Source organism: Pseudomonas sp. Marseille-P9899, from assembly GCF_903166565.1.
Classification (GTDB): Bacteria; Pseudomonadota; Gammaproteobacteria; order Pseudomonadales; family Pseudomonadaceae; genus Aquipseudomonas; species Aquipseudomonas huaxiensis.
Map to the genome: position 1 here is coordinate 521,018 of NZ_CAESCG010000004.1, position 23,996 is coordinate 545,013.

At 63.1% G+C, this 23,996-nt stretch carries 21 protein-coding genes and 1 riboswitch; of the genes, 15 read left to right on the forward strand and 6 right to left on the reverse strand.

What is annotated here, in order from left to right; all coding sequences use genetic code 11:
• Positions 1-78 precede the first annotated feature (78 nt).
• The 3 genes from HWV67_RS22135 to HWV67_RS22145 all read left to right on the forward strand — a co-directional run bounded on the left by HWV67_RS22135 (position 79) and on the right by HWV67_RS22145 (position 4,128).
• Complete coding sequence (locus tag HWV67_RS22135; protein ID WP_175652783.1) at positions 79-594, forward strand: sigma-70 family RNA polymerase sigma factor; 516 nt, start codon at positions 79-81, stop codon at positions 592-594.
• Positions 591-1,559, forward strand: coding sequence for a FecR domain-containing protein (locus tag HWV67_RS22140; protein WP_256680167.1), 969 nt, complete (start codon positions 591-593; stop codon positions 1,557-1,559). The genes HWV67_RS22135 and HWV67_RS22140 overlap by 4 nt, the downstream gene beginning before the upstream one ends.
• A gap of 109 nt (positions 1,560-1,668) precedes the next feature.
• Positions 1,669-4,128 carry a TonB-dependent siderophore receptor gene (locus HWV67_RS22145; RefSeq protein ID WP_175652785.1) on the forward strand — a complete coding sequence of 820 codons (2,460 nt, stop codon included), beginning with the start codon at positions 1,669-1,671 and terminating at the stop codon, positions 4,126-4,128.
• Positions 4,129-4,173: 45 nt separating this feature from the next.
• Here the strand turns inward: HWV67_RS22145 and HWV67_RS22150 are convergent, their stop codons facing one another.
• Positions 4,174-5,184 (reverse strand): hypothetical protein, encoded by a 1,011-nt coding sequence (locus HWV67_RS22150; RefSeq protein ID WP_256680168.1) that lies wholly within the window; start codon positions 5,182-5,184, stop codon positions 4,174-4,176.
• Between the two features lie 97 nt (positions 5,185-5,281).
• Between HWV67_RS22150 and HWV67_RS22155 the strand changes: the two genes are divergently transcribed.
• Positions 5,282-6,349 (forward strand): helix-turn-helix transcriptional regulator, encoded by a 1,068-nt coding sequence (locus HWV67_RS22155; RefSeq protein ID WP_175652786.1) that lies wholly within the window; start codon positions 5,282-5,284, stop codon positions 6,347-6,349.
• Positions 6,350-6,430: 81 nt separating this feature from the next.
• On the opposite strand, the gene HWV67_RS22160 is transcribed toward HWV67_RS22155, so the two are convergent.
• From HWV67_RS22160 to HWV67_RS22175, 4 genes are all read right to left on the reverse strand, one after another.
• Complete coding sequence (locus HWV67_RS22160; protein ID WP_175652787.1) at positions 6,431-8,875, reverse strand: TonB-dependent siderophore receptor; 2,445 nt, start codon at positions 8,873-8,875, stop codon at positions 6,431-6,433.
• Between the two features lie 97 nt (positions 8,876-8,972).
• Positions 8,973-9,962, reverse strand: coding sequence for a FecR family protein (locus tag HWV67_RS22165; RefSeq protein WP_175652788.1), 990 nt, complete (start codon positions 9,960-9,962; stop codon positions 8,973-8,975).
• A complete protein-coding gene (locus HWV67_RS22170) occupies positions 9,959-10,447 on the reverse strand; it encodes a sigma-70 family RNA polymerase sigma factor (RefSeq protein ID WP_175652829.1) in 489 nt (162 codons plus the stop codon). The genes HWV67_RS22165 and HWV67_RS22170 overlap by 4 nt, the downstream gene beginning before the upstream one ends.
• Before the next feature lie 138 nt (positions 10,448-10,585).
• Positions 10,586-13,042 carry a TonB-dependent siderophore receptor gene (locus HWV67_RS22175; RefSeq protein ID WP_175652789.1) on the reverse strand — a complete coding sequence of 819 codons (2,457 nt, stop codon included), beginning with the start codon at positions 13,040-13,042 and terminating at the stop codon, positions 10,586-10,588.
• 180 nt (positions 13,043-13,222) lie between these two features.
• On the opposite strand from HWV67_RS22175, the gene HWV67_RS22180 reads away from it, so the two are divergent.
• The 4 genes from HWV67_RS22180 to HWV67_RS22195 all read left to right on the forward strand — a co-directional run bounded on the left by HWV67_RS22180 (position 13,223) and on the right by HWV67_RS22195 (position 16,969).
• Positions 13,223-13,741, forward strand: coding sequence for a sigma-70 family RNA polymerase sigma factor (locus HWV67_RS22180; protein WP_175652790.1), 519 nt, complete (start codon positions 13,223-13,225; stop codon positions 13,739-13,741).
• The gene (locus HWV67_RS22185; protein WP_175652791.1) at positions 13,738-14,691 is read left to right on the forward strand and encodes a FecR domain-containing protein; all 954 of its coding nucleotides are present in this window, start codon (positions 13,738-13,740) and stop codon (positions 14,689-14,691) included. The genes HWV67_RS22180 and HWV67_RS22185 overlap by 4 nt, the downstream gene beginning before the upstream one ends.
• Positions 14,692-14,838: 147 nt before the next feature.
• Positions 14,839-15,864 (forward strand): hypothetical protein, encoded by a 1,026-nt coding sequence (locus HWV67_RS22190; RefSeq protein WP_175652792.1) that lies wholly within the window; start codon positions 14,839-14,841, stop codon positions 15,862-15,864.
• Between the two features lie 88 nt (positions 15,865-15,952).
• On the forward strand, positions 15,953-16,969 hold the full coding sequence (locus tag HWV67_RS22195; protein WP_256680169.1) for a hypothetical protein: 1,017 nt from the start codon (positions 15,953-15,955) through the stop codon (positions 16,967-16,969).
• A gap of 98 nt (positions 16,970-17,067) precedes the next feature.
• Here HWV67_RS22195 and HWV67_RS22200 read toward each other — a convergent pair whose 3' ends face one another.
• Positions 17,068-17,481, reverse strand: coding sequence for a hypothetical protein (locus tag HWV67_RS22200; protein WP_175652793.1), 414 nt, complete (start codon positions 17,479-17,481; stop codon positions 17,068-17,070).
• An 806-nt stretch (positions 17,482-18,287) separates the two neighbouring features.
• On the opposite strand from HWV67_RS22200, the gene HWV67_RS22205 reads away from it, so the two are divergent.
• The 7 genes from HWV67_RS22205 (at position 18,288) to HWV67_RS22235 (ending at position 23,925) form a co-directional block, all read left to right on the forward strand.
• Positions 18,288-18,713, forward strand: coding sequence for a hypothetical protein (locus HWV67_RS22205; protein ID WP_175652794.1), 426 nt, complete (start codon positions 18,288-18,290; stop codon positions 18,711-18,713).
• 318 nt (positions 18,714-19,031) lie between these two features.
• Positions 19,032-19,397: an SMI1/KNR4 family protein gene (locus tag HWV67_RS22210; RefSeq protein ID WP_175652795.1), complete on the forward strand. Its 366-nt coding sequence runs from the start codon at positions 19,032-19,034 to the stop codon at positions 19,395-19,397.
• A gap of 293 nt (positions 19,398-19,690) precedes the next feature.
• A riboswitch (guanidine-I (ykkC/yxkD leader) is annotated at positions 19,691-19,790 on the forward strand.
• A gap of 59 nt (positions 19,791-19,849) precedes the next feature.
• Positions 19,850-20,914, forward strand: a complete 1,065-nt coding sequence (locus HWV67_RS22215; RefSeq protein ID WP_175652796.1) for a putative urea ABC transporter substrate-binding protein — start codon at positions 19,850-19,852, stop codon at positions 20,912-20,914.
• Between the two features lie 22 nt (positions 20,915-20,936).
• Positions 20,937-21,752, forward strand: a complete 816-nt coding sequence (locus HWV67_RS22220) for an ABC transporter permease (protein ID WP_110972910.1) — start codon at positions 20,937-20,939, stop codon at positions 21,750-21,752.
• Complete coding sequence (locus HWV67_RS22225) at positions 21,749-22,549, forward strand: ABC transporter ATP-binding protein (RefSeq protein ID WP_175652797.1); 801 nt, start codon at positions 21,749-21,751, stop codon at positions 22,547-22,549. The genes HWV67_RS22220 and HWV67_RS22225 overlap by 4 nt, the downstream gene beginning before the upstream one ends.
• 2 nt (positions 22,550-22,551) lie before the next feature.
• On the forward strand, positions 22,552-23,280 hold the full coding sequence (locus HWV67_RS22230; RefSeq protein WP_175652798.1) for an urea amidolyase associated protein UAAP1: 729 nt from the start codon (positions 22,552-22,554) through the stop codon (positions 23,278-23,280).
• A gap of 9 nt (positions 23,281-23,289) precedes the next feature.
• On the forward strand, positions 23,290-23,925 hold the full coding sequence (locus HWV67_RS22235) for an urea amidolyase associated protein UAAP2 (protein ID WP_175652799.1): 636 nt from the start codon (positions 23,290-23,292) through the stop codon (positions 23,923-23,925).
• The last annotated feature ends 71 nt before the right edge of the window (positions 23,926-23,996 follow it).

Here is a 23,996-nt window from a genome sequence, read left to right on the forward strand (position 1 = left end):
ATAGCCGTAACAAGTCATTGCAAACCCCGCGACAACAAGGTGAGAATTGCAACCAATTCTCATTAGTGATGTTTTCTCATGCCCGCCGACGATATCGCCCTGCGTTCCGCCGTCCATGACCTCTACGCCACCCATTGCGGCTGGTTGCGTGGCTGGTTGCGCAAGCGTCTGGACAACAGCAGCGATGCCGCCGACCTGGCCCAGGACACCTTCGTGCGGGTAATCAAGGCGCGTCAGGCCCTGGATATCCGCGAGCCGCGGCAGTACCTGAGCACCGTGGCCAAGGGCCTGGTGATCGACCTGTTCCGCCGCCGCGCACTGGAGCACAGCTACCTCGAAGCCCTCGCCGCCCTGCCCGAGCGTGAGCATCCCTCTCAGGAAGAACAGGCCATCGTCCTGGAGACGCTGGTGGAGATCGACCGCATGCTTGATGCCCTCGGTGACACGGTGAAGCAGACCTTCATCCTGTCCCAGTTCGAGGGCCTGAGTTACCCGAAGATCGCCGCGCGCCTGGGCATTTCCCTGCGCACGGTGAACAACCACATGGCCAAGGCCGTCGAGCATTGCTGCCTGATGCAGATGGGGTTGCTGTGAGCGAGCCGCGCCCCGTCCTCGACCCGGCCGAACGCGATGCCCTGCGCAGCGCGGCGCAGTGGTACGCGCGGCTGTCGTCGGGCTGCGAGTCCGAGGCCGAGCGCCAGCAATGGCAGCTCTGGCACAACGCCGATCCGCTGAATCGCCAGGCATGGCTGCAGGTCGAACAGGTGCGGCGGATGGTCGAAGGCGTACCGGGCAAGGTCGCTGCCTCGGCGCTGCGCAACGCCGGGCAGACACGCAGGCGGGTCATGCGCCAGTTGCTGGTGTTGGCCGGAGTCGGTGCGCTGGGCTGGCGGACCTGGGACAGCGACTGGCGCGTGGCGATGACCGCCAGCTACCACACCGGCGTCGGCGAGCAACGCCGTCTGACGCTGGCCGACGGCAGTTCGCTGCTGCTCGACAGCCATTCGGCACTGGATGTGGCGTTCGACAACGACCGCCGCCTGTTGCGCCTGCTCAGCGGCCGGCTGCTGGTAGAGACCGCGGCGGACTCACTGGCTCGGCCCTTCCTGGTGGAGACCGCACAAGGCCAGGTCCGCGCCCTCGGCACGCGCTTCACGGTGCAAAGCGACGACGCCTGGTGCGAGGTCGCGGTGCTGGAAAAAGCCGTGGAAGTGCGCCCGGCGCTGAGCCCGCAAGTACTACGCCTGGAAGCCGGCCAGCAGGTACGCTTCGACCGCACCAGCCTCGGCGCGGCCAGGACCAGCGACGCCACGGTCGCCTCCTGGCGCAACGGCAGCCTGATTGCCATCGAGCGGCCGTTGGGCGATCTGCTCGCCGAGCTGTCGCGCTATCGCCATGGCTGGCTGCGTTGCGATCCGGCCATCGCCGGGTTGAAGATTTCCGGCGCCTTCCCGCTGGACGACACCAACCGCGCGTTGGCGGCGCTGGAAAGCGGCTTCGGCCTGCGGGTGGTGCGGCGCAGCGATTACTGGGTCACGGTGCTGCCCGCCGGCGCGTGATCGCCCGGCGCGAAAAATAATTTCAGGGGCGTTGCACGATTTGCCTTTCCTGCTCGGCCAATCCCTCGACAAGTGCCGTTTGCACGGCCTCATTTGGGGGAGGAACACCATGAAGTACCCACACGCACGCCTGCTGAACCCCGTGGCCGTGGCCATTCGCCTCGGGCTTTGCGCCATTGCCGTCGGCAGCCTGCCAGGCGTCGTCAGCGCCGCCGAAGTCAGCGCCGAGCAGCATTACCGGATTGCCGCCGGCAGCCTGACCTCGGTGCTCGCCGCCTTCGGTTCGGCGTCCGGCACCGCCATCTCGTTCGATGCCGCCTTGACCGAGGGCCGCCAGTCCGCTGGCCTCGACGGGCGCTACAGCGTCGCCCAAGGCTTCGCCATTCTGCTGCAGGGCAGCGGCCTGCAAGCGCTGCCGCAGAGCAACGGCAGCTACGCATTGCGGCCACTGCCTAAAGCGGACGGCTCGCTGGAACTGGGCGCTACCACCATCAACAGCGCCGCCCTCGGCGCGACCTCCGAAGGCACCGGCGCCTACACCGTCGGCCAGAGCGCCTCGGCCACGCGCATGGACCTGTCGCTGCGCAAGACGCCGCAATCGGTCAGCGTGGTGACCCGCCAGCAGATGGACGACCAGGGCCTGGTCAACCTCGCCTCGGTGCTGCAACAAACCCCCGGCGTCACCGTCAACCGCGAGAACTCCGAGGGCTACACCTACTATTCCCGCGGCTTCGAAATCCAGGCCTTCCAGTACGACGGCATTCCCAGCCTGAGCACCGACGGCGGCAACGTGCGCGACAACTACAGCATCGGCAACTCGCTGATCTACGACCGCGTCGAAGTGCTCAAGGGCGCCACCGGCCTGGTCAACGGCATCGGTTATCCGTCCGGGGTGATCAATCTGGTGCGCAAGCGCCCGACCCGTGAATTCCAGGGCCATGTCGGCGCGGGCGCCGGGTCCTGGGACCGCTACAGCACCGAGCTGGATGTGTCCGGCCCGCTGGTGGACAGCGGCGCCCTGCGCGGGCGGCTGGTCGCCGGCAGCGAGCAGCACGACAGCTTCATCGACTACCAGAAAGGCGAGCAGCAGGTGTTCTACGGCATCCTCGAAGCCGACCTGAACGACGCCACCACCCTCAGTGCCGGTTTCGATTACCAGAAGAACAGCAACGACGCGACCAGCAACGCCCACCTGCCGGTGTTCTACAGCGATGGCCGGCGGGTCGATCTGTCGCGCTCCAGCAACCCGGCGGACAAGTGGGCCTACCGCAACCAGGACACTTCGCGCGGCTTCGTCGGCATCGAGCACCGCCTGGACAACGACTGGATGCTCAAGGCCACCGCCACCTACCGCAAGTACAAATCGCGGGAAATCCTCGCCGGGCTGTCGGCCGCGCACATCGACCCGGCCACCAACACCATCGACCACGGTTTCTATTACGGCGGCGCCTCGAAGTTCGATACCGACACCGAGGAAAAGTCCTTCGACGTCTACGCCAAGGGGCCATTCCAGCTTTTTGGCCGCGAACATGAACTGGTGGTCGGCTACAACTATTCGAAGACCGACGCCGAATCACGCCGCACCGACGGCACCACCGACGAGACCGTCAACCCGTTCACCTGGAACAACAACGCCACCTACCCGACCGACTGGGCGTGGTGGTCGACGCAGAAAATCGATGCCACGCAGAAGGTCAGCTACGCGGCCGTGGTACTCAAACCCACTGATGCCTTCAACGTGATCATCGGTGCCCGGGTCAACGACTATGACTGGACCCTGAGCAGCCTCAACGCGCTTGGCCGGACCAACAGCTACCCGACCCACAACAGCGGCGAAGTCATCCCTTACGCCGGCATCACCTACGACCTCAACGAGCAGTACACCGTCTACGCCAGCTACACCGACATCTTCAAGCCGCAGCCGTACAACAAGGACGCCAACGACAAGCCGATCGACCCGCTGACCGGCGAAAGCTATGAAGTGGGGATCAAGGGCGAGTACTTCGACGGCCGCCTGAATGCCAGCCTGGCGCTGTTCCAGCTCAAGCAGGACAACCTCGCCGAAAGCACCGGCCGGACCAACAGCGCGGGCAATGCCGAGATGCGTCCGGTGTCGGGCGCTTCCACCAATGGCGTGGAGCTGGAAATCGCCGGCGAGTTGCTGCCGGGCTGGAATGTCAATGCCGGCTACGTCTACCAGGCATCCTATGACGCCGACCATGTGCGGGTTGCCGCCACCCAGCCGCAGCACCTGCTCAAGGCCGCCACCAGCTATCGCTTGTCCGGCGCGCTGAACAAGGCCACCGTCGGCGGCAATGTGCAGTGGCAGAGCGCAAGCTTCTTTATCGACGACAGCTTCGACGAGCAGGTCGGGCCGCAGAAACTCAACCGCGGCAGCTACGCGGTGGTTGGCCTGCTGGCCAGCTACGATTTCACTGACGAGTTCAAAGGCACGGTGAACCTCAACAACCTGTTCGACCGGGTGTATTACAGCGGTATCGGCAACTACAACACCGCCTACTACGGTGACCCGCGCAACGTGATGTTCAATGTGAAATACAGCTTCTGAATCGAGGCGTGGGGGCCGCCAACACGGCCCCTCTCGCCTCACGCTTCAGACCCGCCCGCTGTTGTTCTCCCGCGCCGCCTTGATCATTTCATCCAGTTGCCCGATCAGCTCATCGGCGTCGATCTCGACACAGTCCTCTTCCGCGACCGTCAGAATCCGTTGGGCGAATTCGTCGCTGTATTCCTGCACACCGTCGTCCGTGCCCAGGTCATAGCCGATCATGAAACACGCGGCTTCCAGCGCTCGCAAAGGCGTAACCGGCCCGGTCACTCGATTGAAACGGCTGTCCGCCGCCGCCGGATGCGCCAGCACCGCACTGAGCAGCCAGCTTGCCCGCAGGTTCCACAGCGCATGGTGATGCCCGGCGCGCAGGCGCTTGAACTGCAGTTGCGGGTTGCCCGGATTGCGCTGCTTCGGCGAGGCGCTGTTGACCCCCTCCTTGGCCGCCGCCCAGGGGAAGCACAACTCGGCCGGCACCCAGGCCAGGTGCTTGGCCTTGCAGTACTTGACCACCAGCCAGCCCAGCGCCGCCGCCACGCGGCTGTCGTAGATCAGGAAGTCTTCACAGAGCAGCGAGTAGACCTTGGTCATCCCGGAGTTGAAGCGCAAGCCCTTGTCGCGCAGTACCGGCGCTTGCGAATCGCCGGCGTCGAGCGCCGCCTTGACCGTGTGCAGGGTCTGCGCCAGGCCGTGCTCGTTGGTCTTGAGCCAGTCGGCATTGCGGGCGCTGACGCCGCCCCAGGCCATCACGTCCAGCGAGGCCAGCAGGCTGCGCTCGTCATCGCCGCTGGCCGCCAGCAGATCATGGCGCAGAGCATCGAGGGCGATGGCGTTGCTGCGTGGGCAGTCGCCGGCGTCGTAGCCCAGGCGCTCGTTGCCGGGGTGGTTCCAGCGGTAGCCTTCGAAGGCGTCGAACAGGTCGCTGCACTGCCAGATGGACGCCTTGCGGCGGTCGACGTATTGGTGGCGGAACAGCGAAACCGATTCAAGCTCGGTGGCCAACCAGTCGATAAAACCGGCAACGTGAGTAGCAGCGAGGTAGGACTGACGCTTCATGTGATGCTCCTGTGGGCTGGCGCAGGCACTATCGCCTGTCAGCCCGGGTATGAAAACAGCCAGCCTTCCCACTTTTTGTCCAGGTCCGCCAGATTCGATGAAAAATTTTGAAATTCGCCGCGAGCGGCTTCTCCAGGCGCTGGGCCGCCAGCAGCAAGCGCAACCCGCCTCGACCCTGCTCAAACTGATGCACGGCGCTGACAGCGAATGGTCCGGCTCGCTGAAAACCATCAATCGCGACCTCGAATGGCTCGAAGGAAAAGGCGTGGTGCAGCCTGAGGAACAGGGCAACGGCCTGCCGATCCTGTGGCGGATCAGCAAATACCAGCATGAGCTGAAACTGCTGCCGATCGAGGCCATGACCCTGTCGGCGATCTTCGATCATGCCGAGCGCTTCGGACTCAAGACTCACACCGAACAACTGACCGAACTGCGCAACTTCGCCATCCGCGTGATGAACCATCAGACCCCGCGCGGGATTGATCTGGGCCGGCGCATCACCTCTGGCACCCGCTTCATGGTGCTGCGGCCGGGGCGCTATGACGCCGCGTTGCTGATCCGTCTGCACCAGGCGATCTACCACGACGAGCCACTGGCAGTGACCTATCGCCCGCGGGACGCGGACGACGCGCTGTGTGTCTATCAGCTCAAGCCGCTGGCCCTCTCCCTCCAGGATTCCAACACGTATCTATCGGCGCTGGTGGCGGAGGAACAGTGGCTCGATGGTTATCAACCCGACCCGCAAAAACCGCGCGGCAAATACGGCAGCAACGGGCCGGGCGAGTTGTGTGCGTTGATGCTGCACCGGATTGTCGCGATCGACACGGGTCGAGTGAACATCGCCGACCCCGAGGGTTACGACGTGCATTCGCTGGAGGCCCAGCGGCACTTGATGACCTTGCATGGCGACGGCGAAATCCGCCTGGAATTGCGCTTGGGCGCCAACCTGTACAACCGGCTGTGGGAGAACCCGCTGACCGATGATCAAGTGTTGCAAGCCGATGGCGCCGAGCACTGGAAGCTGACCTGCAACCTTCTCGACAGCCAGGGCTTGCGCCTGTTTTTGTTGAGCAATGCGGCGGATATCGAGGTGTTGGGGCCGGTGGCGTTGCGCGAGCATGTGCGGGATAACCTGCGCAAGGCAGTGGCGCTTTATTCGGCGTGAGGTGGGCCCTTCGCGGGCAAGCTCGCGCCTACAGAGATTGCACTGAACTGTAGGAGCGAGCTTGCTCGCGATGATGTCAGCTCACCACCTGTACGTCAGATCCGCCGTCACCTTCCGCTCCGCCCCCAGCAGGCAGCCGACCGTGGCGAAGCAACCGGCGACGTAATACTTGTCGGTCAGGTTCTTCACGTTCACCTGCGCCTTCAGGCCATCGAGGCTGCGATCCGCCTTGCCGAAGTCGTAGCTGACCATCGCATCGACCACGGTGTAATCCGGCACCTGAAAGGTGTTTTGCGCATCGCCGTAGGTCGAGCCGGTATAGCGAACGCCCGCCCCAAAGCCGAGTCCCGCCAGCGGGCCGGATTGCAGGGTGTAGTCGGACCACAGCGAGGCCAGGTGCTCAGGTGTGCGGGCCGGGGTCTTGCCCTTGTTGCTGACGCCGGCAATGTTGGGGTTGTCCTTGCTCACCTCGACCTTGTTCAGGGTCCAGGAGGCGATCACGTTCAGCCCTTCGACCGGCTTGAGCACGCCTTCCAGCTCGATACCCCGTGAAGAGACTTCACCCTCCTGAACACTGAAACTCGGCGCCGCCACATCGGTGGTCAGCACGTTCTGCCGGCGCAGGTCGAAAGCCGACAGCGTGACGTAGCTGTCGTAGCCAGTCGGCTGGTACTTCACGCCCACTTCATACTGCTTGGCGGTTTCCGGCTGGAAGGCCGAACCGCTGCGGTCGGTGCCGGAGGTCGGGACGAAGGATTCGGTGTAGCTGATATACGGGAACACCCCGGTGTCGAACAGGTAACCGAGGCCGACGCGGCCGGTGAAGTCTTCCGCGTCCACGGTCTGTAACCCGCCCGTGGTGCGGTTGCTGGCGACGGTGTAGGTGCGGCTGTCGGTGTCCTGGCTAGCCCAGTCGTAGCGCCCGCCGAGGGACGCGACCCAGTTGCCCAGCTTGATCTGGTCCTGCAGGTAGACGCCCAGTTGCCGGCTCTTGTCGGCGGTGTTCATCAGGCTGGTGTACGCCGTGGTGTCGATGATCGCGTTGCGGTCCGGTGCGTAGATGTTGATCGCCGGCGCGTTACCGGTCTGGATCTGGTTGGAGCGCTTGCTGTGCTGATAATCCACACCGCTGAGCAAGGTGTGGCTGAACGGCCCGGTATCGAAGGTGCCGAGCAACTGGTTGTCGATGGAGAAGTTGTCGTTCTCGTAGTCGCGCATCTGGTAATAGCGGTTGATGGTGGTGGTGTTGATCACCCCGCTGTTGCGGAACAACTGGTTTTCATAACCGGTGTAGTGAGTGAAACGGGCGTTCTGGCGGAAGGTCCAGTGTTCGCTGAGGGCGTGGTTGAGTTCGTAGCCGAGGCTGGTCTGCTCGGACTTTTCGGCATCGAAGCCGGGCTCGTTCAGCGAGCGGTGGCGCGGCACCCGGCCATTGGGGTTGGAGCCGTCGAACAGCGAGTACGGCATGTTGCTGGTGAACAGGTTCTTGTTGCGCTGGTACGAGGCGAGCAAGGTCAGCGAGGTGTCTTCGTTCGGCGCCCAGGTCAGGCTCGGGGCGATGTAGACACGATCATCCTTGATGCCGTCGATGCCGTTGTTGGCGTCACGACCGAGGGCAACCACGCGGTACGCCAGGGTCTTCTGCTCATCGAGCACACCGGCGACGTCGGTGTAGAGCTGCGCGCGGTCATGGCTGCCGGCGGAAATACCCACTTCGCGCTGCTCAGTGAAGGTCGGACGCTTGGACACAAAGTTCACCGTACCGCCCGGCGAGCCCTGGCCGTAGAGCACCGAGGCCGGGCCCTTGAGCACTTCGATGCGCTCCATGCCGTAGGGCTCGGGAGCGTAGTAGCCGATCTGGTTGTTGCGCAGGCCGTCGGTGTAGGCGTTGGCGTTAATCTGCTGGAAACCGCGAACCATGATGGTGTTGTCGGTGGGGTTGTTGCCGGCGACGTTGGCGTGCACGCCCGCGGTGTAGCCAAGGCTTTCGCTGACGGTCTGCGCGCCCTGCACGGCCATGCGGTCGCGGGTCACTACCGAGATCGACTGGGTGGTTTCCAGCAGCGGCGTGTCGGTCTTGGTGGCGCTGCTGGCGCGGGTCGCCAGGTAGCCGTCCACCGGCCCTTTGGGATTCTGCGAGGCGAGAACGCCATTGATGCTGGTGGCGTCCAGTTGCAGCGCCGCGCCCTGCTCCGGCTTCGGCACCAGCACATAGCCCGCGGCGGTCAGTGCGAAACCATAGCCGCTGCCAGCCAACAGGTGACGCAAGCCGTCCTCGGCGGTGAAGCTGCCGTGCAGGCCGGCGCTGCGCAGGCCGGACACCAGACGGCCATCGACCGCCAGGTCGATCCCGGCCTGGGCGGCGAACTGGCTGAGCACATCGCCCAGCGCACCCGCGCCGATGCTGTACTGCGCGCCCGTTTGTTCGGCGTGAACCTGGCCGGCGATGCCCAGCGGCAGTGCGCAGGCCAACTGGATGGCCAGGAACAACGGTTTGATCCGGGTGCGGATGCGTGGTTGCGACATGGTGAAGCGTCTCCCTGTGTTGAATTTCATTCTCATGAACCTCAACGCACCACCCGAAAAAAGACGAACCACCGCCGCGAAAAATCTTTCACGCAGCCTACTCGCGCCGCAACTGCACCCGCGTCAACCACGGCGTCACGCGGCTGACCTCGATCGGCAGGCTGGCTTCCAGCAACTGCAACGCCCGCTGCGGATTGTCCAGCGGCAGCGAGGCGAACACCTGGATCGACGCCAGCGCCTCGCGGTCGAAACTGAGCACCCCGACATACTGCCGCTCCAGTTGCTCCAGCACCTGCGACAACGGCAAGCCGCGTGCCAACAGGCGATGTTGCTGCCAGGCCTGATCGGTGGCTTGCGGGTCGATGACCTGCAGGCTATCGAGGCCGTCGCGACGAATCCGCACCTGCTGCCCCGCCGCGACCACCGCCTCGTCCTGCCCTTCACGGGCGCGGGCGACGACTTTCGATTCAAGCATGCTCAGGTCGGTGGCCTCGGCCTGCTTGCTGACCACGAACCGCGTGCCCAACGCGCGAATGCTGCCCTCGCGGGTCAGCACCAGGAATGGCCGCTGCGCATCGGCGGCGACTTCCACGCGGATATCACCGCGCAGCAACTCCACCTCGCGGCCGGACGCAGTGAAATGCAGATTCACCGCACTGCCGCCCGCCAGAATCAGGCGGCTGCCATCTTCCAGACGTGTCTCCTGCCACTGACCGGTTGCGGTATCCAGATCGGCAAACAGCAACGCGCCGGGATAGTGCTGCCAGGTCAGCCAGCCCGGCACCAGCAACATCAGGCTCAGACCCAGCACCGCGCCGAGCCGCTTGTTGCGCCGCCGACGCTCGGTAAAACGTACTTCGCCGTCGATCAAGCGGTGCAGGCGCTGATCGCTGGCGGGCTCCTGGCGTATTCCGCGCAGGCTCGCCAACAGACGCTCCATGCCCTCGGCAGCCTCGGCATGGGCGGGACTGAGGTACTTCCACTGCTGGTAATCACGCTCGGCCTGCTCGCGCTCGACGGGATCGTCGGCGCTGAGCAGCACCAGCCATTCAGCGGCCTGCAGGGCCAGGTCGTTGTCGTCGCTCACGGCTGCTCGCGCACCTTCTGGCAATGCAGCAGCACCTGCACCAGATGCTTCTGCACCATGCGCACGCTGATCCCGAGTTGTTCAGCGACCCGCGCCTGCGGCTGGCCTTCGAGGTAATGCAGCAGAAACGCCTGCCGCGGCTTGGCGCCGAGGCCTTCGAGCAACGCACAGATCTGCTCCAGCGCGTCGAGGGTTTCCCAGATCCGCTCGGCGCTCGGCGCGCCGGGATGCTCCAGAGCAAGCAGCGCCAACTCTTCCAGATAGGCCTTTTCCAGCCGTTGGCGACGGGCGCGGTCGATCAGCAGGTTGCGCGCGGTGGTCGCGATATAGCCCCGCGACTGGCTCGCCAGCAGCAAGGCATCGCGGGACGAGAGAATTCTGAGGAAGGTGTCCTGTGCCACGTCCGCCGCGTTATGCGCGCAGCCGAGCTTCTTGCGCAGCCAGCCGAGCACCCAGGCGTGGTGTTCGCTGTAGACGTCGTGCATCAGCTTGTTGGTGTCAGCCACGGCAAGGGGCTCTTGGATGAATGGGATTGAGAATTTATCTCATTCGCCACGAAAGGGCCATGGCTGTCTGGAATCATGCCGGAGAGGCAGCCCACCCCGCAGGGGGTGAGCTAGTGATCAGAAGGAATACTTTGCCGTCAGGGTGAAGTTCCGCGGCTCGCCGTACACGTCATACGGGCTCCACGAGTTGTTCATCGCCAGGCCCTGGTAATACTTCTTGTCGAAGACGTTGTTGAAGTTGAGCTGGGTGTCGATGTCCTTGCTGACCTTGTACCCCGCCATCAACCCGACCAGCACGTAGGCGTTCTGCTCGATGTGGTAATTGCCGTAGGTGGAGGAAACGCCCTTGTTGAAGATGCGGCTCTGCGCATACAGGTCGCCGCCCACGCGCCACTGGTTCAGCTCGCCCGGCAGGTGCCAGGTGGTGTTGAGCTTGAACAGATGGCGCGGGATGTCGGTGTCGAACAGGCGCCCTTCCTTGGCCTTGTCGGCATCCTTGCGGTACTTGGCCTGGGCGAAGGTGTAGCCGGCGCCCACCTGCCAGTCCGGGGTCAACGCCCCGATCACTTCGAACTCCACGCCCTGGCTGCGCACCTTGCCGGAAGCTTCCGAGCAATAGCTGCCGGCGGGCTGGCCGGTACAGCGGCTGATGTCCTCGACATCGGCGGCGCGGTTGAGCTGGTCGGTCTGGAACAGGGTCGCGCTGGCGGTCAGGGTGCGGTCGAAGTACTCGCCCTTGATGCCCAGTTCGTAGTTCTTGCCGGTGATGGGCTTGAGGGTGCCGCCGCTGGTGTTCTTCTCCCGTTGCGGTTTGAAGATGTCGGTGTAGCTGGCGTAGACCGAGTGGTTGTCGTCTAGGTCGTAGATCACTCCGGCGTACTTGGTGACGTTGCGCACGATGCGCACTCGCGGGTCGGCGTCCGGGGTGTAGTAGGCGTCGGTGGTGCTGTACAGCGCGACGGAGTCGTACCAGTCCAGGCGCGCGCCGAGGATCAGCTTCAGCGGATCGGCGAGGTTCCAGCGCGTGGTCAGGTAAGCGCCTTCCTGGGTGGTCTTCTCCGCCTGGGTGTAGAGGTCCGGGACCACCGGCCGGTCGAGGCTGTGGGCGTCCCAGTTGTCGATGCCGCCCACCACGTGGATGAGGCTGCCACCGCGCACGCTGTCGCGGACCTCGCGCTTGCTGGCCCCGACCACCAGCTCATGCTCGCGTCCCAGCAGACTGAAAGGACCGCTGGCGTAGGCGTCGTAGGAGGACTGATCGTAGTCGTGGCGCTGGTTGAAAATGCGCTGCTGGTAGCTGGCGTAATGCTCCAGCACCGCGCCCATCAACTCGTAGTCCGACCAGCTTTTCGAGGCTGCCAGATGCAGGCGCCAGTCGTTGTCCAGGCGGTGGTCCACCTCGACGAACAGGGTTTGGGTGTCGGTGTCCTGATGACCCCAGCTATAGCCGAGGTTGGTGGAGCGCGGCACGTTCAGGTGGCTGCCGTCGCGGTTGACCGGCAGGCCGCCCCAGTTGCTGTTGAGGTTGTCGTTCTGGTTGGTGAGGCCCAGGGTCAGGGTGGTGTCTTCGCTCAGGTCGGCCTCGCCGATGGCATAGAGCACGCTGCGCTCCTTGCCGGTGTAGTCCTGGAAGCCCTGCTTGTCTTGATACGCGCCGACCAGGCGCCCGCGCAGGCTGCCGTTGTCGTTCAGCGGACCGGACAGGTCCAGCTCGCCGCGGTAGTTGTCCCAACTGCCGACGCTGCCCTTGACGCTGCCCTGGAACTCGCGGGTCGGGCGCTTGCGCACCATGTTGATCGCCGCCGACGGCTCGCCCGCGCCCTGCATCATGCCGGTGGCGCCGCGGACCACTTCGACGCGGTCGTAGGGCGCCATGTCGGCGTTGCTCACCCAGTCGGCGTTGTAGGTGGTGCTCAGGCCATCGAACATCAGGTTGGTGATGGGAAAACCGCGGGAGAAGAACTCGTTGTTGGTCGGCCGCGCCGCGCTGTTGCGCAGGCCGGGGGTGGCCTGTACCACTTGATCGAGGGTGCGCAGCTCCTGGTCGTCCATGCGCTGGCGGGTGATGACGGTCACCGACTGCGGCGTCTCGCGCAGCGACAGCGGCAGCTTGGTCGCGGTCTGCATTGCACCGGTGGTGTAGGAACCGGAATGCTCGCTGGTGCTGCCCAGGCCCTGGCCGTTGATGCTGGTGGCGCCCAATTGCACGCTGCCGCTTTCGGCAGCCGGGACCAGCACAAAGCTGCCATCAGCGCCGACCACCGCCACCAGGCCGCTGCCGGCCAGCAACACGGCGAAGCCCTGCTCGACACCGTAGTTGCCACTCAGGCCATTGCTCTGCTTGCCCTGCGTCAGCCCGGTGTCGAACGACAGCGCCACGCCCGCCTCGGTGGCGAAGCGGTTGAGCACGCTCCCCAGCGACCCCGCGCCGATGCTGTAGCTGTGGATGGCAGTGCTGCTGGCGGCAGCGGCCTGGACGTGCGCGGTGCTGGCCAGTGCCAGGCACAGCGAGGCGCTGAGCAGTGCCCGTTTGAACGGCAAGCCGCGGTTGGCTGTGAAGCGGTCGTACTGCATGGTGTCTCCTGATGCCCAAGTGTTTTTTCAAGTTCTGTAGTGCAGTCGCGCACCTGGACGGAAACCGACAATGCCCCGCGAAATTTTTTTCAATCACGGCTTCGCCTCCTCGAAGCGATTGCCGGAGGCGGCAAGTTTACATATATTGCGACTCATTCCCATTCATGCATTCCCGTCCCCATGGCCTATCCCCTCAACCCCGTCGCAGAGCTGTACTCCCGCCATCAGCCGTGGCTGGTCAGTTGGTTGCGCCAGAACACTGGCTGCTCGCAGCAGGCCGCTGACCTGGCCCAGGACACCTTCATCCGCGTCCTCCTGGCCGAACAGCGCAGCCCCGTGGCGGCCAGCCTCAAAGAGCCGCGGAGCTTTCTGCTGACCATCGCGCGGCGGGTGATGATCGACAGCTTCCGTCGCCAGTCGGTGGAGCGCGCCTACCTGGAAGTCCTCGCCGAAGAGCCGGAGCACTACGATCTGTCTCCCGAGGAGCGGCTGGTGATGCTGCAGACCTTGCAGGCCCTCGACCGCATGCTCAGCGGCCTCGGCGTGAAGGCCAAGACGGCGTTCCTGCTGTCGCAATTGCAGGGCCTGACCTACCCACAGATCGCTGCGCAATTGAATGTCTCGGTCAGCTCGGTGACCAAGTACATCGCCCGCGCCACCGAGCATTGCCTGCTGTTCGCCCTGGAATCCGCCGAGTGACCAGCCCCCGCGAACGCCAGGCCCTGCGCGACGCCTCACAGTGGTTCGCGCGGATGGGCGCCAGCCCCGACAACCCGGATATCCAGGCGCAATGGCTGGCCTGGCACCACGAACACCCGAGCCATCAATGGGCCTGGGAGCGCCTGAACCTGTTGCAATCGCAGATGGGCGCCGTGCCGCGACCACTGGCTTATCGGGTACTGGACAAGGTCACACGACAAGCCCCCGGCGTGGACCGGCGCACCCTGCTCAAGGGCCTCCTTCTGGGTGTTGGCCTGGGAGCGGTGGGCTGGGGTGGCTACCGCGAGTCGGGCATCTGGCTGGCCGACCGGCGCACCGCGACTGGCGAGCGGCGCAGTGAAATCCTCGCCGACGGCACCCGCCTGACCCTCGACACCGCCTCCGCCGTGGACCTGCGCTTCGACGCGGGTACCCGCCTGCTGATCCTCCGGGCCGGAGCAATCCACCTCGCCACCGGCAGCGATCCGCGCCCGTTGATCGTGCGCAGCGCCGAAGGCGACATGCGCGCCCTCGGCACCCGCTTCAGCGTGCGCCAGGAAGACCGCCAGACCCGCCTCGACGTATTCGAACACGCCGTCGCGGTGCGACCGCGCCAGGTGACCGGCGCAGAGCAAGTGATCCAGGCCGGCCACTCGGTGCACTTCAGCGATACCCGCCTGACGACCTCCGATGCCTCCTCCAGCGAGGCGGAAAACTGGACCCGTGGCCGCCTGGTAGTGGACGGCTGGCGCCTCGACCGCCTGCTCGCCGAACTGCAGCGCTATCGCAGCGGCTACCTCGGTTGCGCGGCGGAAATTGGCCACCTGAAGGTGTCCGGCAGTTACCCGCTGGACGATATCGACATGGCCCTCGGCGTCATCGCCCGCGCCCTGCCGGTGCGTGTCGAGCGCTACACCCGTTACTGGACCCGCCTTGTCGCGGCCAACTAGCGACACCCTTCGCCCTGAAAGCGCAAAGCCCCGCCCCAGAGCCATCCCACAATGATGGCAAACTGCAACTTTCACTCGCCTCAGGTCCTTGGCGCCGGTATCTTGTCGCCGAACCGGAAACCGGTCTTACCAATACGAGGATACGAAGTGAGCTTTATCATCTTTCTGCTGACGGTCGCTGCCGGCTACGCGGCATTCAAGCGCAAATCGGCGCTGGGCTTCGCCGGCGCGGGTGCTTTGGCGGCCTTCTGGTTCATCTATGAGTCCGAAATCGATCTGATGTACAACATCGAAATCGTCACCTCCTACCGTTGGCCTTGGCTGGCCATCGGCGCGGCGATCGGCTACGTCGGTTTTTCGATCTGGCAGCGTGGCAAATCCGGGCGCACCGTGTTCGGCGACAGCACCAATGCCTTGGACGACATGCAGCTGCTGGTCGGCCGCGTGCTGGACACCAGAACCAACCACACCGTGTTCAGCAACACCACCGTCCAGCAGAACGCCTTCGGCAACCTGGAAAGCCACACCAGCCATGACGTGCAGGTCAGCCACAACACCTGGCTGTACGACATCAACCGTGACACCGACGTGACCTACTCCGGCAACGGCAACCTGCAGGCGCGCCCGGGCCACATCTTCGGCACCATGAGCTGGAAAGGCCGCAGCTTCCTCGACATCAACTACTCCACCAGCAAGAAATTCGTCGATACCGGCACCAAATACCACCCCGTGGCCTCGCTGGTCTGGGGCGGCATCCTGGTGGCCTTCGGCTGGGCGATGTTCCCGCTGTTCGCGCTGATGTCGCCGCTGGTCTGGGCGGGCTGGATCAACTGGAACGGCAATGGCGGCATCTACACCAAGAACGTCGTGCCGGGCTCGCACAAGATCGAAGCCCTGCTGACCTACGGCGGCGGCCTGATCTACCTGGCGGCGTTCGCGTTCATGATGACGCAACGCCGCAGTGACGACATCGTTACCGCGCTCATCGTCGGCTACGCAGCACTCACCGCCCTGCACTACTTCGTAGTGAAGAAAATTGCCCAGTCTCAGGAAGAGCTGATTGCCCGTGGTGAGGCCGAGCTGGACAAGCTCTACGCCAGCGGCATGGCGCGCCAGAATGCGCGGGCGGCGGCAGAGGCACAGGCTGCTCAGGCGGCGGTTGTAGCGTCCTGATTGCGCTTTTTATGTGATACAAAACGGCATCCTTCGGGATGCCGTTTTGCTTTTACTTCAAGAAAATCTCGGCTAAGGACGACCAACGATGAGCGAATCCCCCTTTCTCAAATACAAGGACGTCCTCGTCCATGATCATCGGGCGTCCGCTAGATGTTTACGCGCGATTGTACTGTCGATGCAGGAGTGTTCTGGCTACACCGTCAACGCGGATGATCTGGCGCAGCTCAGCCCGGAACATTTCGAGGCGGCGCAGGCCCTGTTGAGGGTTTACAAGGAAGGCTTGAGTACGGACCCGGAGGCCATGAATGTGCTCCGCGAGGTGGCGAAGAGCTGGCCGGACTATCGAAACGTCCCTTATGGCCTATACCCGTTCCCGGAGCCAGAAACGGTGTTCGTGGAAGATCAGGCCGACCTCCTCGAGCACTTGCAACCGTTTTTCGGCATTGATCTGAGTGTGGTGAACCCAGAGTGGTCGGGCTATCTGACGATGTTGGGGCCGCTGGAGCCCACCGAGCATGAGTACGTTGGCCAGGCGACCGAAGATACCCCTTGGCACTCCCCGCTTTTGCAGACCAACTGGATTGGTTTCAAGGTCGAAGAAGGGCGCTACCGGTTGATGGGTGATCCCCGTTATTTCTTCCTGCATCCGGGCAATGAGCACCTTCCTGATCCGTATGTCGAAGCGCGGGAAAGTTTGCTGGCGCATTACGCTGACCAGAAAGCGGCTTATGAGGCGGCGCGAAAGAAGTACCACGAATCAGGGGTGCTGCTTTGCCCATCGGACCTGGCGGAGAACGTGCCGCTGCACCGGGTTGAGCGGGTGGCGTTCGTCGAGCAGATCGGCGGGGTGGCGGACTTCATGAAGTTTCCGGCGTCCAGCCTGACGGTTGGTTACGAGGAATACGAGAAGAGCGGGATCACGGCGGGGTATCCGTGTAGTCCTGCGGGTAATCCGTTCCACCATGTGGCTAGCGTGCCTGCGTATCACTATCAAAGTTGGGGGGCGGATCTGGTGATGATGTTTTATGAGCCGGTGGACGGGTTGGTGTTGTTTGGATTTTATTGGGAAGACAGTGAGAGGAGCGCTAGGTTGGCATATTAGCCCGGGCCTGAGCGAGAGGTGAATCGCCCCAGTTTAGTAGACGTTCGATTGACGGTTTGCGACGCAAAACAGACGTCAGGACTATAGTTTTATACCGCTCAGAAAACGATTTCGCACCGTGCTTCAGCGGCCTGTACTCGTAATGTCAGACCAGATTCGAAGCACATGACAAGGTGATGATCTGGTTGGATGTTATCCGTGAGGTAGAAGGCTTGTGTCTCGGAGTCGGACTCCACTTCTCCAATCGAATGAATAACACAACCGTCGCCGTCAACTGGGTTTTCATCCCCCCCACTCGCTGAAAAGTAGTCGACCTCATGGAAGCTGAGAGTAATCTTGCGTGCTTCTTCGGGCGGCACCCAAGCTTCAGTCCGTCGAGTAAAGCTGAGCACAAGCGACCGACCCACGATGTCGTAATTGATGGCACTGGCTTGGTAGAAGTTATGCAGATCGTACGCACGGTCGTGAATCTCAACCTCGATATGCCCGAACGCGAAGCCGTGGAATTGCATGGGTTAACTCTAATGATCTAACGGTAGGCGTGCATCGTAATGCATCTTCGCAATGTCCGCTTCTGGCCGCTTGCTGCCCCTCACGACAGGCAGCAAGCGGCCAGAAGCGGACATGCGGGAAGGACAACAATCGCCATTTTCACGAAAGCTTGTTCCAAGGCAGAGACTGAAGGAAAGATAGCGCAAGTCCATTTTTCTGTTTCCAGTGGTGGTCATTCAAACTACCGTACCGAGCTTACGCGCGAGGACTGACCTCATGATTCCCAAACCAGCCCACCGTATTTGTGATCGTTGCGGCCAGTCGATAACGGCTTATTGTCCTTCGATTGAAACGTTATCAGCTATCGGAAGCTTGCTTGACGCGAGTGATCCAGCAGTAGTAGATGAGATAGTCCGCCGGGAAAATACTGATCCAAAAATCGTATGGGAGTACCTCGACCACCGAATGAGATTACGATGCCAGCAAAAAGTGGCCTTCTGCTCATTCTGCGGTGGAAAGCTGAGAACATGGCGCGCACAACAGTGCATGCACTGCCTAAAGGATTGGCACTGAGCGGCTGCTTCGGCTCGCAATCGGCCAATCACCACGACACAGCACCACAATGCATGAAGAAAAGGGGACTGAAGAAAAGGGGACTCTGGCGGAGAGCAGTTCACGGCGAGAAAGCGGTCACTCAGGTTCTTGCGGCATAAGCGCAATCATTTACTTAACGAGTTGAAAAATCTACGCAACGGGCCCGGAATGTATCTACGAAAACCAGGGTAGATCATTATGAGCTGATTTCCCTCTAAGCGAGATGTGGCACATGGATGGCAATAGTTGGGGCTTTCACCTGTTTGGGGCGAATTTTTTCAGTGATGAAGAGGCAAAATTATTCACTTTCGAACAATGGGAACCAGAACCTCCCGCAACCGCCACAGATACCGAATTTAGTGACTGGGAAGATCGCAATCCAACATGGCGGCTGGCTGACGAGCTCGAGTTCCATATGGATTCCGACTTTGTGGAACTGCCAAGCGGGCTCGATAGTGTCGTTTCTCAGATGAACAGCCCAGCCGAGCGGGCCGAGGTGATCGCAAAGGGATCTCAGTTCACTCATTTCATAATGATTGGCACAAATCCTGACGCTATATGGCACGACCGTCGCTCGCATTCCTTTCAAGTCGAGCCCGTAACGCGATTGCCTGAAAGCACTTCCACCCTCACCTACTTGGGCAAATACAACTGCTAACTGGCTTTCATCGGGCAGCAAGCGACAGACTGTTGGTGCTGATACGATTTTGGCCTAGTGCCCCGCTCGGGTAGTTCGTTAATTTAAAAGCCCCGGAATCACTGGGCGAAACCATTTAAGTAGATAAACGAATTAACCGTGCGGGACACTAGCTGCTGACCGCCGCTGGCCGATTGCTGCCTTTGGCCACTGGCAGCTTTGGGTCGATAGCTGACATTCATGAGCGGCCGATATCGACCCAAAGCGGACATCTACATACTCTGATTGACTAAACCATCGCCCATCGCACGATACTGATCAGCACTCGGACTTGAACAAATGACAGACAATCCTTTTCGTATTCCAACGGATGCTGAAATTGCTGACGCAGAGAGCAGGCTCAATTTTCGCTTTCCCGATGAATATATCCGCTTCCTGAAAGGTGGCAGCGATGTCGCAAACGCCGCATTTGAACCAGCGGTGATTTTTGGGGGATGCAGCCATCTGGATATCTTTGAAATTACCGAAGCCGCCTGGGCCCAGGGCGTGCCTCGAGATTGGTTGCCTTTCATTGAAGACAACAGCGACTACTTCTGCATATCGCGGACTGGTGTTGTCCGGTACTGGTCACACAACGGAAGCACAGACGAAAGTTGGCCAACCTTTGCCGCCTGGTTCAAACAGGTCTGCATAGCCCTTGAGTAGCGTCTGTACGATATCTGCAATCCATATCAAATGTTCGATGCTGGCCGATAGCTGCCCTCCGCGAAGGGCAGCTATGGGTCGTAATCCGCCAATCACCACAACCCAGCACCACAATGCATCACCCCTCCCCACCCACGCCTCATAACCGGGCACCCTCCTCCCCACTCCAACCTCACCAAACTCCCACACCCCACACAATCCGCACCTCCCCCAAACCCGGCACACCTCTTGCTCTGACCTCCACCGTGCAGGAGTCACCGGCCCACCCCGGCCAACGCAGCACCACAATTCGAGAAATGGACAGCTAGGGTTCCGGCTCGCTACAACGAGTGTCTGGTCCGAGAGCTGTCGACCTCCAGCGAGGTTACACGGCGGGATAAAAGCCCGGGAGAAGAGAGCGCCAACGCGCCGCTCGACTCCTGCCCGCCCGATAACCGAACCGGAGGTTTCTCATGCGTACACCCCGTCTGCTCTCTCTGCTGGCCGCGAGCCTCGCCGCCGTGCTGCTGTCCCCGGGCGCTTTCGCCAAAGACCGTTTCAACATTTGCTGGACTATCTACGCCGGCTGGATGCCGTGGGAATACGGCGCCAGCGAAGGCATCGTGAAGAAGTGGGCGGACAAGTACGGGATCGAGATCGAGGTCACTCAGCTCAACGATTACGTCGAGTCGATCAATCAGTACACCGCCGGCCAGTTCGACGGCTGCACCATGACCAATATGGACGCGCTGACCATCCCCGCCGCCGGTGGCGTGGACAGCACGGCGCTGATCGTCGGTGACTTTTCCAACGGCAACGACGGTGTGGTGCTCAAGGGCAAGGGCAAGACCCTCGCCGATCTGCGCGGTCAGTCGGTCAATCTGGTGGAGCTGTCGGTCTCGCATTACCTGCTGGCCCGCGGCCTGGAACAGGCCGGTCTGAGCGAGCGCGATGTGAAGGTGGTGAACACCTCCGACGCCGATCTCGCCGCGGCCTTCAACACCCGAGAGGTGACGGCGGTGACTACCTGGAACCCGATTCTCTCCACCGTCGCGGCCACCCCGGACACTTCGCTGGTGTTCGATTCGAGCAAGATCCCCGGCGAGATCATGGACCTGCTGGTGGTCAACAGCGACACCCTCAAGGCCCACCCTGAACTGGGCAAGGCGCTGACCGGCGCCTGGTATGAAATCGTCGCACTGATGCACGACAGCGGCCCGCGCGGCCAGGCGGCGCTGGAGCATATGGCCAAGGCCTCGGGCACCGATCTCGCCGGCTACCAGGCGCAGTTGAACGCCACCCGCCTGTTCGCGACGCCGAAGGAAGCGGTGGCCTTTGCCACCAGCGCGGCGCTGCCGGAGACGATGGACCGGGTCGCGCGCTTCAGCTTCGACCACGGTCTGCTCGGCGAAGGCGCGCAAAGCGCCGATGCGGTGGGCATGAGTTTCGCCAATGACGTGGTGCGCGGCGATGCCGGCAACCTGCGCCTGCGCTTCGACCCGCGCTACATGCAAATGGCCGCCGACGGCAGCCTCTGAGTCACTGACCGGGATACTCGCCATGCGTCTGATCAACCGTCAGCCCGACCGGGCCGGGCGCCTGCTTCTGGTGCTTTTGCCCTTCGCTTTGCTGCTGTTCGCCTACTTCACCGGGTCGGCGGCGCGGCTCAGCGAAAACCCCAACGACAAACTGCTGCCCGGCGCCGCGCAGATGGTCGACGCCGTGCAGCGCATGGCCTTCACCGAGGACAAGCGCACCGGCGACTACCTGTTGTGGAAAGACACCGCCGCCAGCCTCACCCGCCTCGGTCTGGGCATCGGCATCGCTGCCCTGCTCGGCCTGACCCTGGGCATGCTGTCCGGCACCCTGCCGCTGTTCGGCACGCCGCTGTCGCCGTTGCTCACGGTGTTGTCGATGGTGCCGCCGCTGGCGATCCTGCCGGTGCTGTTCATCGTCTTCGGCCTCGGCGAGCTGTCCAAGGTGGTGCTGATCGTCATCGGCATCGCTCCGGCCATCGCCCGTGACCTGGAGCAGCGCGCCCGGGAAATCCCCCGCGAATTGCTGATCAAGGCGCAGACCCTTGGCGCCAATACCTGGACCCTGCTGCTGCGAGTGGTGCTGCCGCAGTTGCTGCCGCGTCTGCTGGTGTCGCTGCGGCTGAGCCTGGGCGCGGCATGGCTGTTCCTGATCGCCGCCGAAGCCATCGCCGCCACCGACGGCCTCGGCTACCGGATCTTCCTGGTCCGCCGCTACCTGGCCATGGACGTGATCCTGCCCTACGTGGTGTGGATCACCGTGCTGGCCTGGCTGATGGACCTGGGTCTGCGCCTGCTGTCGCGCCGCGCCTTCCCCTGGTACGAAGGAGCGCGGCCATGAGCGCCTTTCTTGAAGTGAAAAACCTCTGGCAGGTGTACGACGATCAGGTGGTGCTGGAAAACCTTTCGCTAAGCGTCGCGGAAGGCGAGTTCTGCACCCTGGTCGGCACCTCCGGCTGCGGCAAGTCCACCTTTCTGCGCCTGCTGCTCGGCCAGGAGCGCCAGAGCCGCGGCAGCATCCTGCTGGACGGCAAGCCGCTGGTGGCCGAACCCGACGCCAGCCGCGGCGTGGTGTTTCAGCGCTACTCGGTGTTCCCGCACCTGAACGTGCTCGACAACGTCGCCCTCGGCCTGGAGCTACCGCGCGCACCATTGCTCGGTCGCTTGCTGGGCCGGCACAAGCGCGAAGCCCGCGAGCAGGCGGCGCAGTTGCTGGAGAAAGTCGGCCTCGGCCACGCGCTGGACAAGTACCCGGCGCAGCTTTCCGGCGGCATGCAGCAACGCCTGGCGATCGCCCAGGCGCTGGTGATGAAGCCACGCGTTCTGCTGCTGGACGAGCCCTTCGGCGCCCTCGATCCGGGTATCCGCAAGGACATGCACGCGCTGCTGCTGGAACTGTGGCGGGAAACCCGGCTGACCGTGTTCATGGTCACCCACGACCTCAGTGAAGGCTTCAGCCTCGGCACCCGCCTGCTGGTGTTCGACAAGATTCGCCGCGAGGTCCAGGCGCCCAACGCCTACGGCGCGCGGATCACCTACGACATCCCGCTCAACAGCGAGCGCCGCGCCGCCCGCAGCGCCCTCGACGTGCTGCCACCACGCATCGCCAGCCAATTGCACGCTACACAAGGAGCCTGACCATGACTGCCTCACTGCAACTGCGCCCCACCCTGTACGAGGAAACCGTCCCCGGCGGCGGCCACACCTCGTTCGTGCTCAAGCGCGGGCAACTGCTGCGCATCACCGACAGCGAAGGCGGCGCCAACGCCAGCCTGCTGTTGCTCAACGCCCATGAGAAAAGCGAGCGGCTGAACCTGCCGGACACCCTCAAGTGCCAACACACCGCCCGCCTCACCAGCGGCCACTGCCTTTACTCGGACATGGGCCGGGTGCTGGCGGCGATCACCGCCGACACCTGCGGCTGGCACGACAGCCTCGGCGGCGTGCTCAACGCTGACGAGGTGCGGGAGAAATACAGCGACGGCCGCTACCAGGAGCTACGCAACGGCTTCCACCGCAACGGCGTCGACAACCTGCTGGTGGAAATGGGCAAGTGGGACCTGGGCCTGGCCGACCTGCTGATGAACATCAACCTGTTCAGCCGGGTGGACGTGGATGCCGACGGTTCCCTGCACTTCGTGCCGGGTAATTCCAAGGCCGGCGATTACATCGAACTGTACGCGCCGATGGATACCCTGGTGGTGCTCACCGCCCTGCAACACCCCATGGACCCGTCGCCAACCTACGCGCCCAAACCGCTGCACCTGAGCTGGCATCAGGTCCAGGGCGACAGCGTCAGCCTGCTCTGCCGCACCTCGCGCGCGGAAAACACCCGCGGTTTCCACAACACCGAACGCCTGTACGTCTGAGGGCCCGCCATGAACGCGACAACCGAAATCCGTAGCGCCGAGACCGCCATCTACCAGGCCACCATCGCCGCCGGCGAGCCCTTCATCTGCGAGGTCAAGGCCGGCCAGACCCTGCGCCTGCTCGACCTCGAAGGCAACCAGGCCGTCGACACGCTGTTCTTCAATGCGCGCAACCCACGCGAGCGCTACGACCCGCAACGCACCTTGCGCAAACAGGGCCGGGTGTACCTCGGCGAAGGCAGCGTGCTGTATTCCAATCTCGGCCAGCCGATGCTGACCATCACCCGCGACCTGTGCGGCCGCCACGACACCCTCGGCGGCGCCTGCGCCCAGGAAAGCAACACCGTGCGCTACGCCCTGAGCACCCGCTACATGCACAGTTGCCGCGACAACTTCCTGCGCGCCAGCCTGCACGACGGCCGCCTGGGCAAGCGCGACATCAGTGCCAACATCAACTTCTTCATGAATGTGCCGGTCACCGCCGAGGGCGGCCTGACCTTCGAAGACGGCCTGTCCGGCCCTGGCAAATACGTGGAGCTGCTGGCGCACATCGACACCCTGGTGCTGATCTCCAACTGCCCGCAACTGAACAACCCGTGCAATGGCTGGAACCCGACTCCCGCGCAGGTGCTGATATGGAACTGAAACGTTTGCGTCGCTGGCTGTTCTCCCTCTGCCAGAGCCGTGCCGGGCAATGCCTGGCGAGCCCTTCGAAG

Bases quoted from the DNA above. Each gene is read 5' to 3' on its own strand.
- HWV67_RS22135 (WP_175652783.1), top strand. From the start codon at position 79: ATGCCCGCCGACGATATCGCCCTGCGTTCCGCCGTCCATGACCTCTAC.
- HWV67_RS22145 (WP_175652785.1), top strand. From the start codon at position 1,669: ATGAAGTACCCACACGCACGCCTGCTGAACCCCGTGGCCGTGGCCATT.
- HWV67_RS22150 (WP_256680168.1), bottom strand. From the start codon at position 5,184: ATGAAGCGTCAGTCCTACCTCGCTGCTACTCACGTTGCCGGTTTTATC.
- HWV67_RS22155 (WP_175652786.1), top strand. From the start codon at position 5,282: ATGAAAAATTTTGAAATTCGCCGCGAGCGGCTTCTCCAGGCGCTGGGC.
- HWV67_RS22160 (WP_175652787.1), bottom strand. From the start codon at position 8,875: ATGTCGCAACCACGCATCCGCACCCGGATCAAACCGTTGTTCCTGGCC.
- HWV67_RS22170 (WP_175652829.1), bottom strand. From the start codon at position 10,447: ATGCACGACGTCTACAGCGAACACCACGCCTGGGTGCTCGGCTGGCTG.
- HWV67_RS22175 (WP_175652789.1), bottom strand. From the start codon at position 13,042: ATGCAGTACGACCGCTTCACAGCCAACCGCGGCTTGCCGTTCAAACGG.
- HWV67_RS22180 (WP_175652790.1), top strand. From the start codon at position 13,223: ATGGCCTATCCCCTCAACCCCGTCGCAGAGCTGTACTCCCGCCATCAG.
- HWV67_RS22195 (WP_256680169.1), top strand. From the start codon at position 15,953: ATGAGCGAATCCCCCTTTCTCAAATACAAGGACGTCCTCGTCCATGAT.
- HWV67_RS22200 (WP_175652793.1), bottom strand. From the start codon at position 17,481: ATGCAATTCCACGGCTTCGCGTTCGGGCATATCGAGGTTGAGATTCAC.
- HWV67_RS22205 (WP_175652794.1), top strand. From the start codon at position 18,288: ATGGATGGCAATAGTTGGGGCTTTCACCTGTTTGGGGCGAATTTTTTC.
- HWV67_RS22210 (WP_175652795.1), top strand. From the start codon at position 19,032: ATGACAGACAATCCTTTTCGTATTCCAACGGATGCTGAAATTGCTGAC.
- HWV67_RS22215 (WP_175652796.1), top strand. From the start codon at position 19,850: ATGCGTACACCCCGTCTGCTCTCTCTGCTGGCCGCGAGCCTCGCCGCC.
- HWV67_RS22220 (WP_110972910.1), top strand. From the start codon at position 20,937: ATGCGTCTGATCAACCGTCAGCCCGACCGGGCCGGGCGCCTGCTTCTG.
- HWV67_RS22225 (WP_175652797.1), top strand. From the start codon at position 21,749: ATGAGCGCCTTTCTTGAAGTGAAAAACCTCTGGCAGGTGTACGACGAT.
- HWV67_RS22230 (WP_175652798.1), top strand. From the start codon at position 22,552: ATGACTGCCTCACTGCAACTGCGCCCCACCCTGTACGAGGAAACCGTC.
- HWV67_RS22235 (WP_175652799.1), top strand. From the start codon at position 23,290: ATGAACGCGACAACCGAAATCCGTAGCGCCGAGACCGCCATCTACCAG.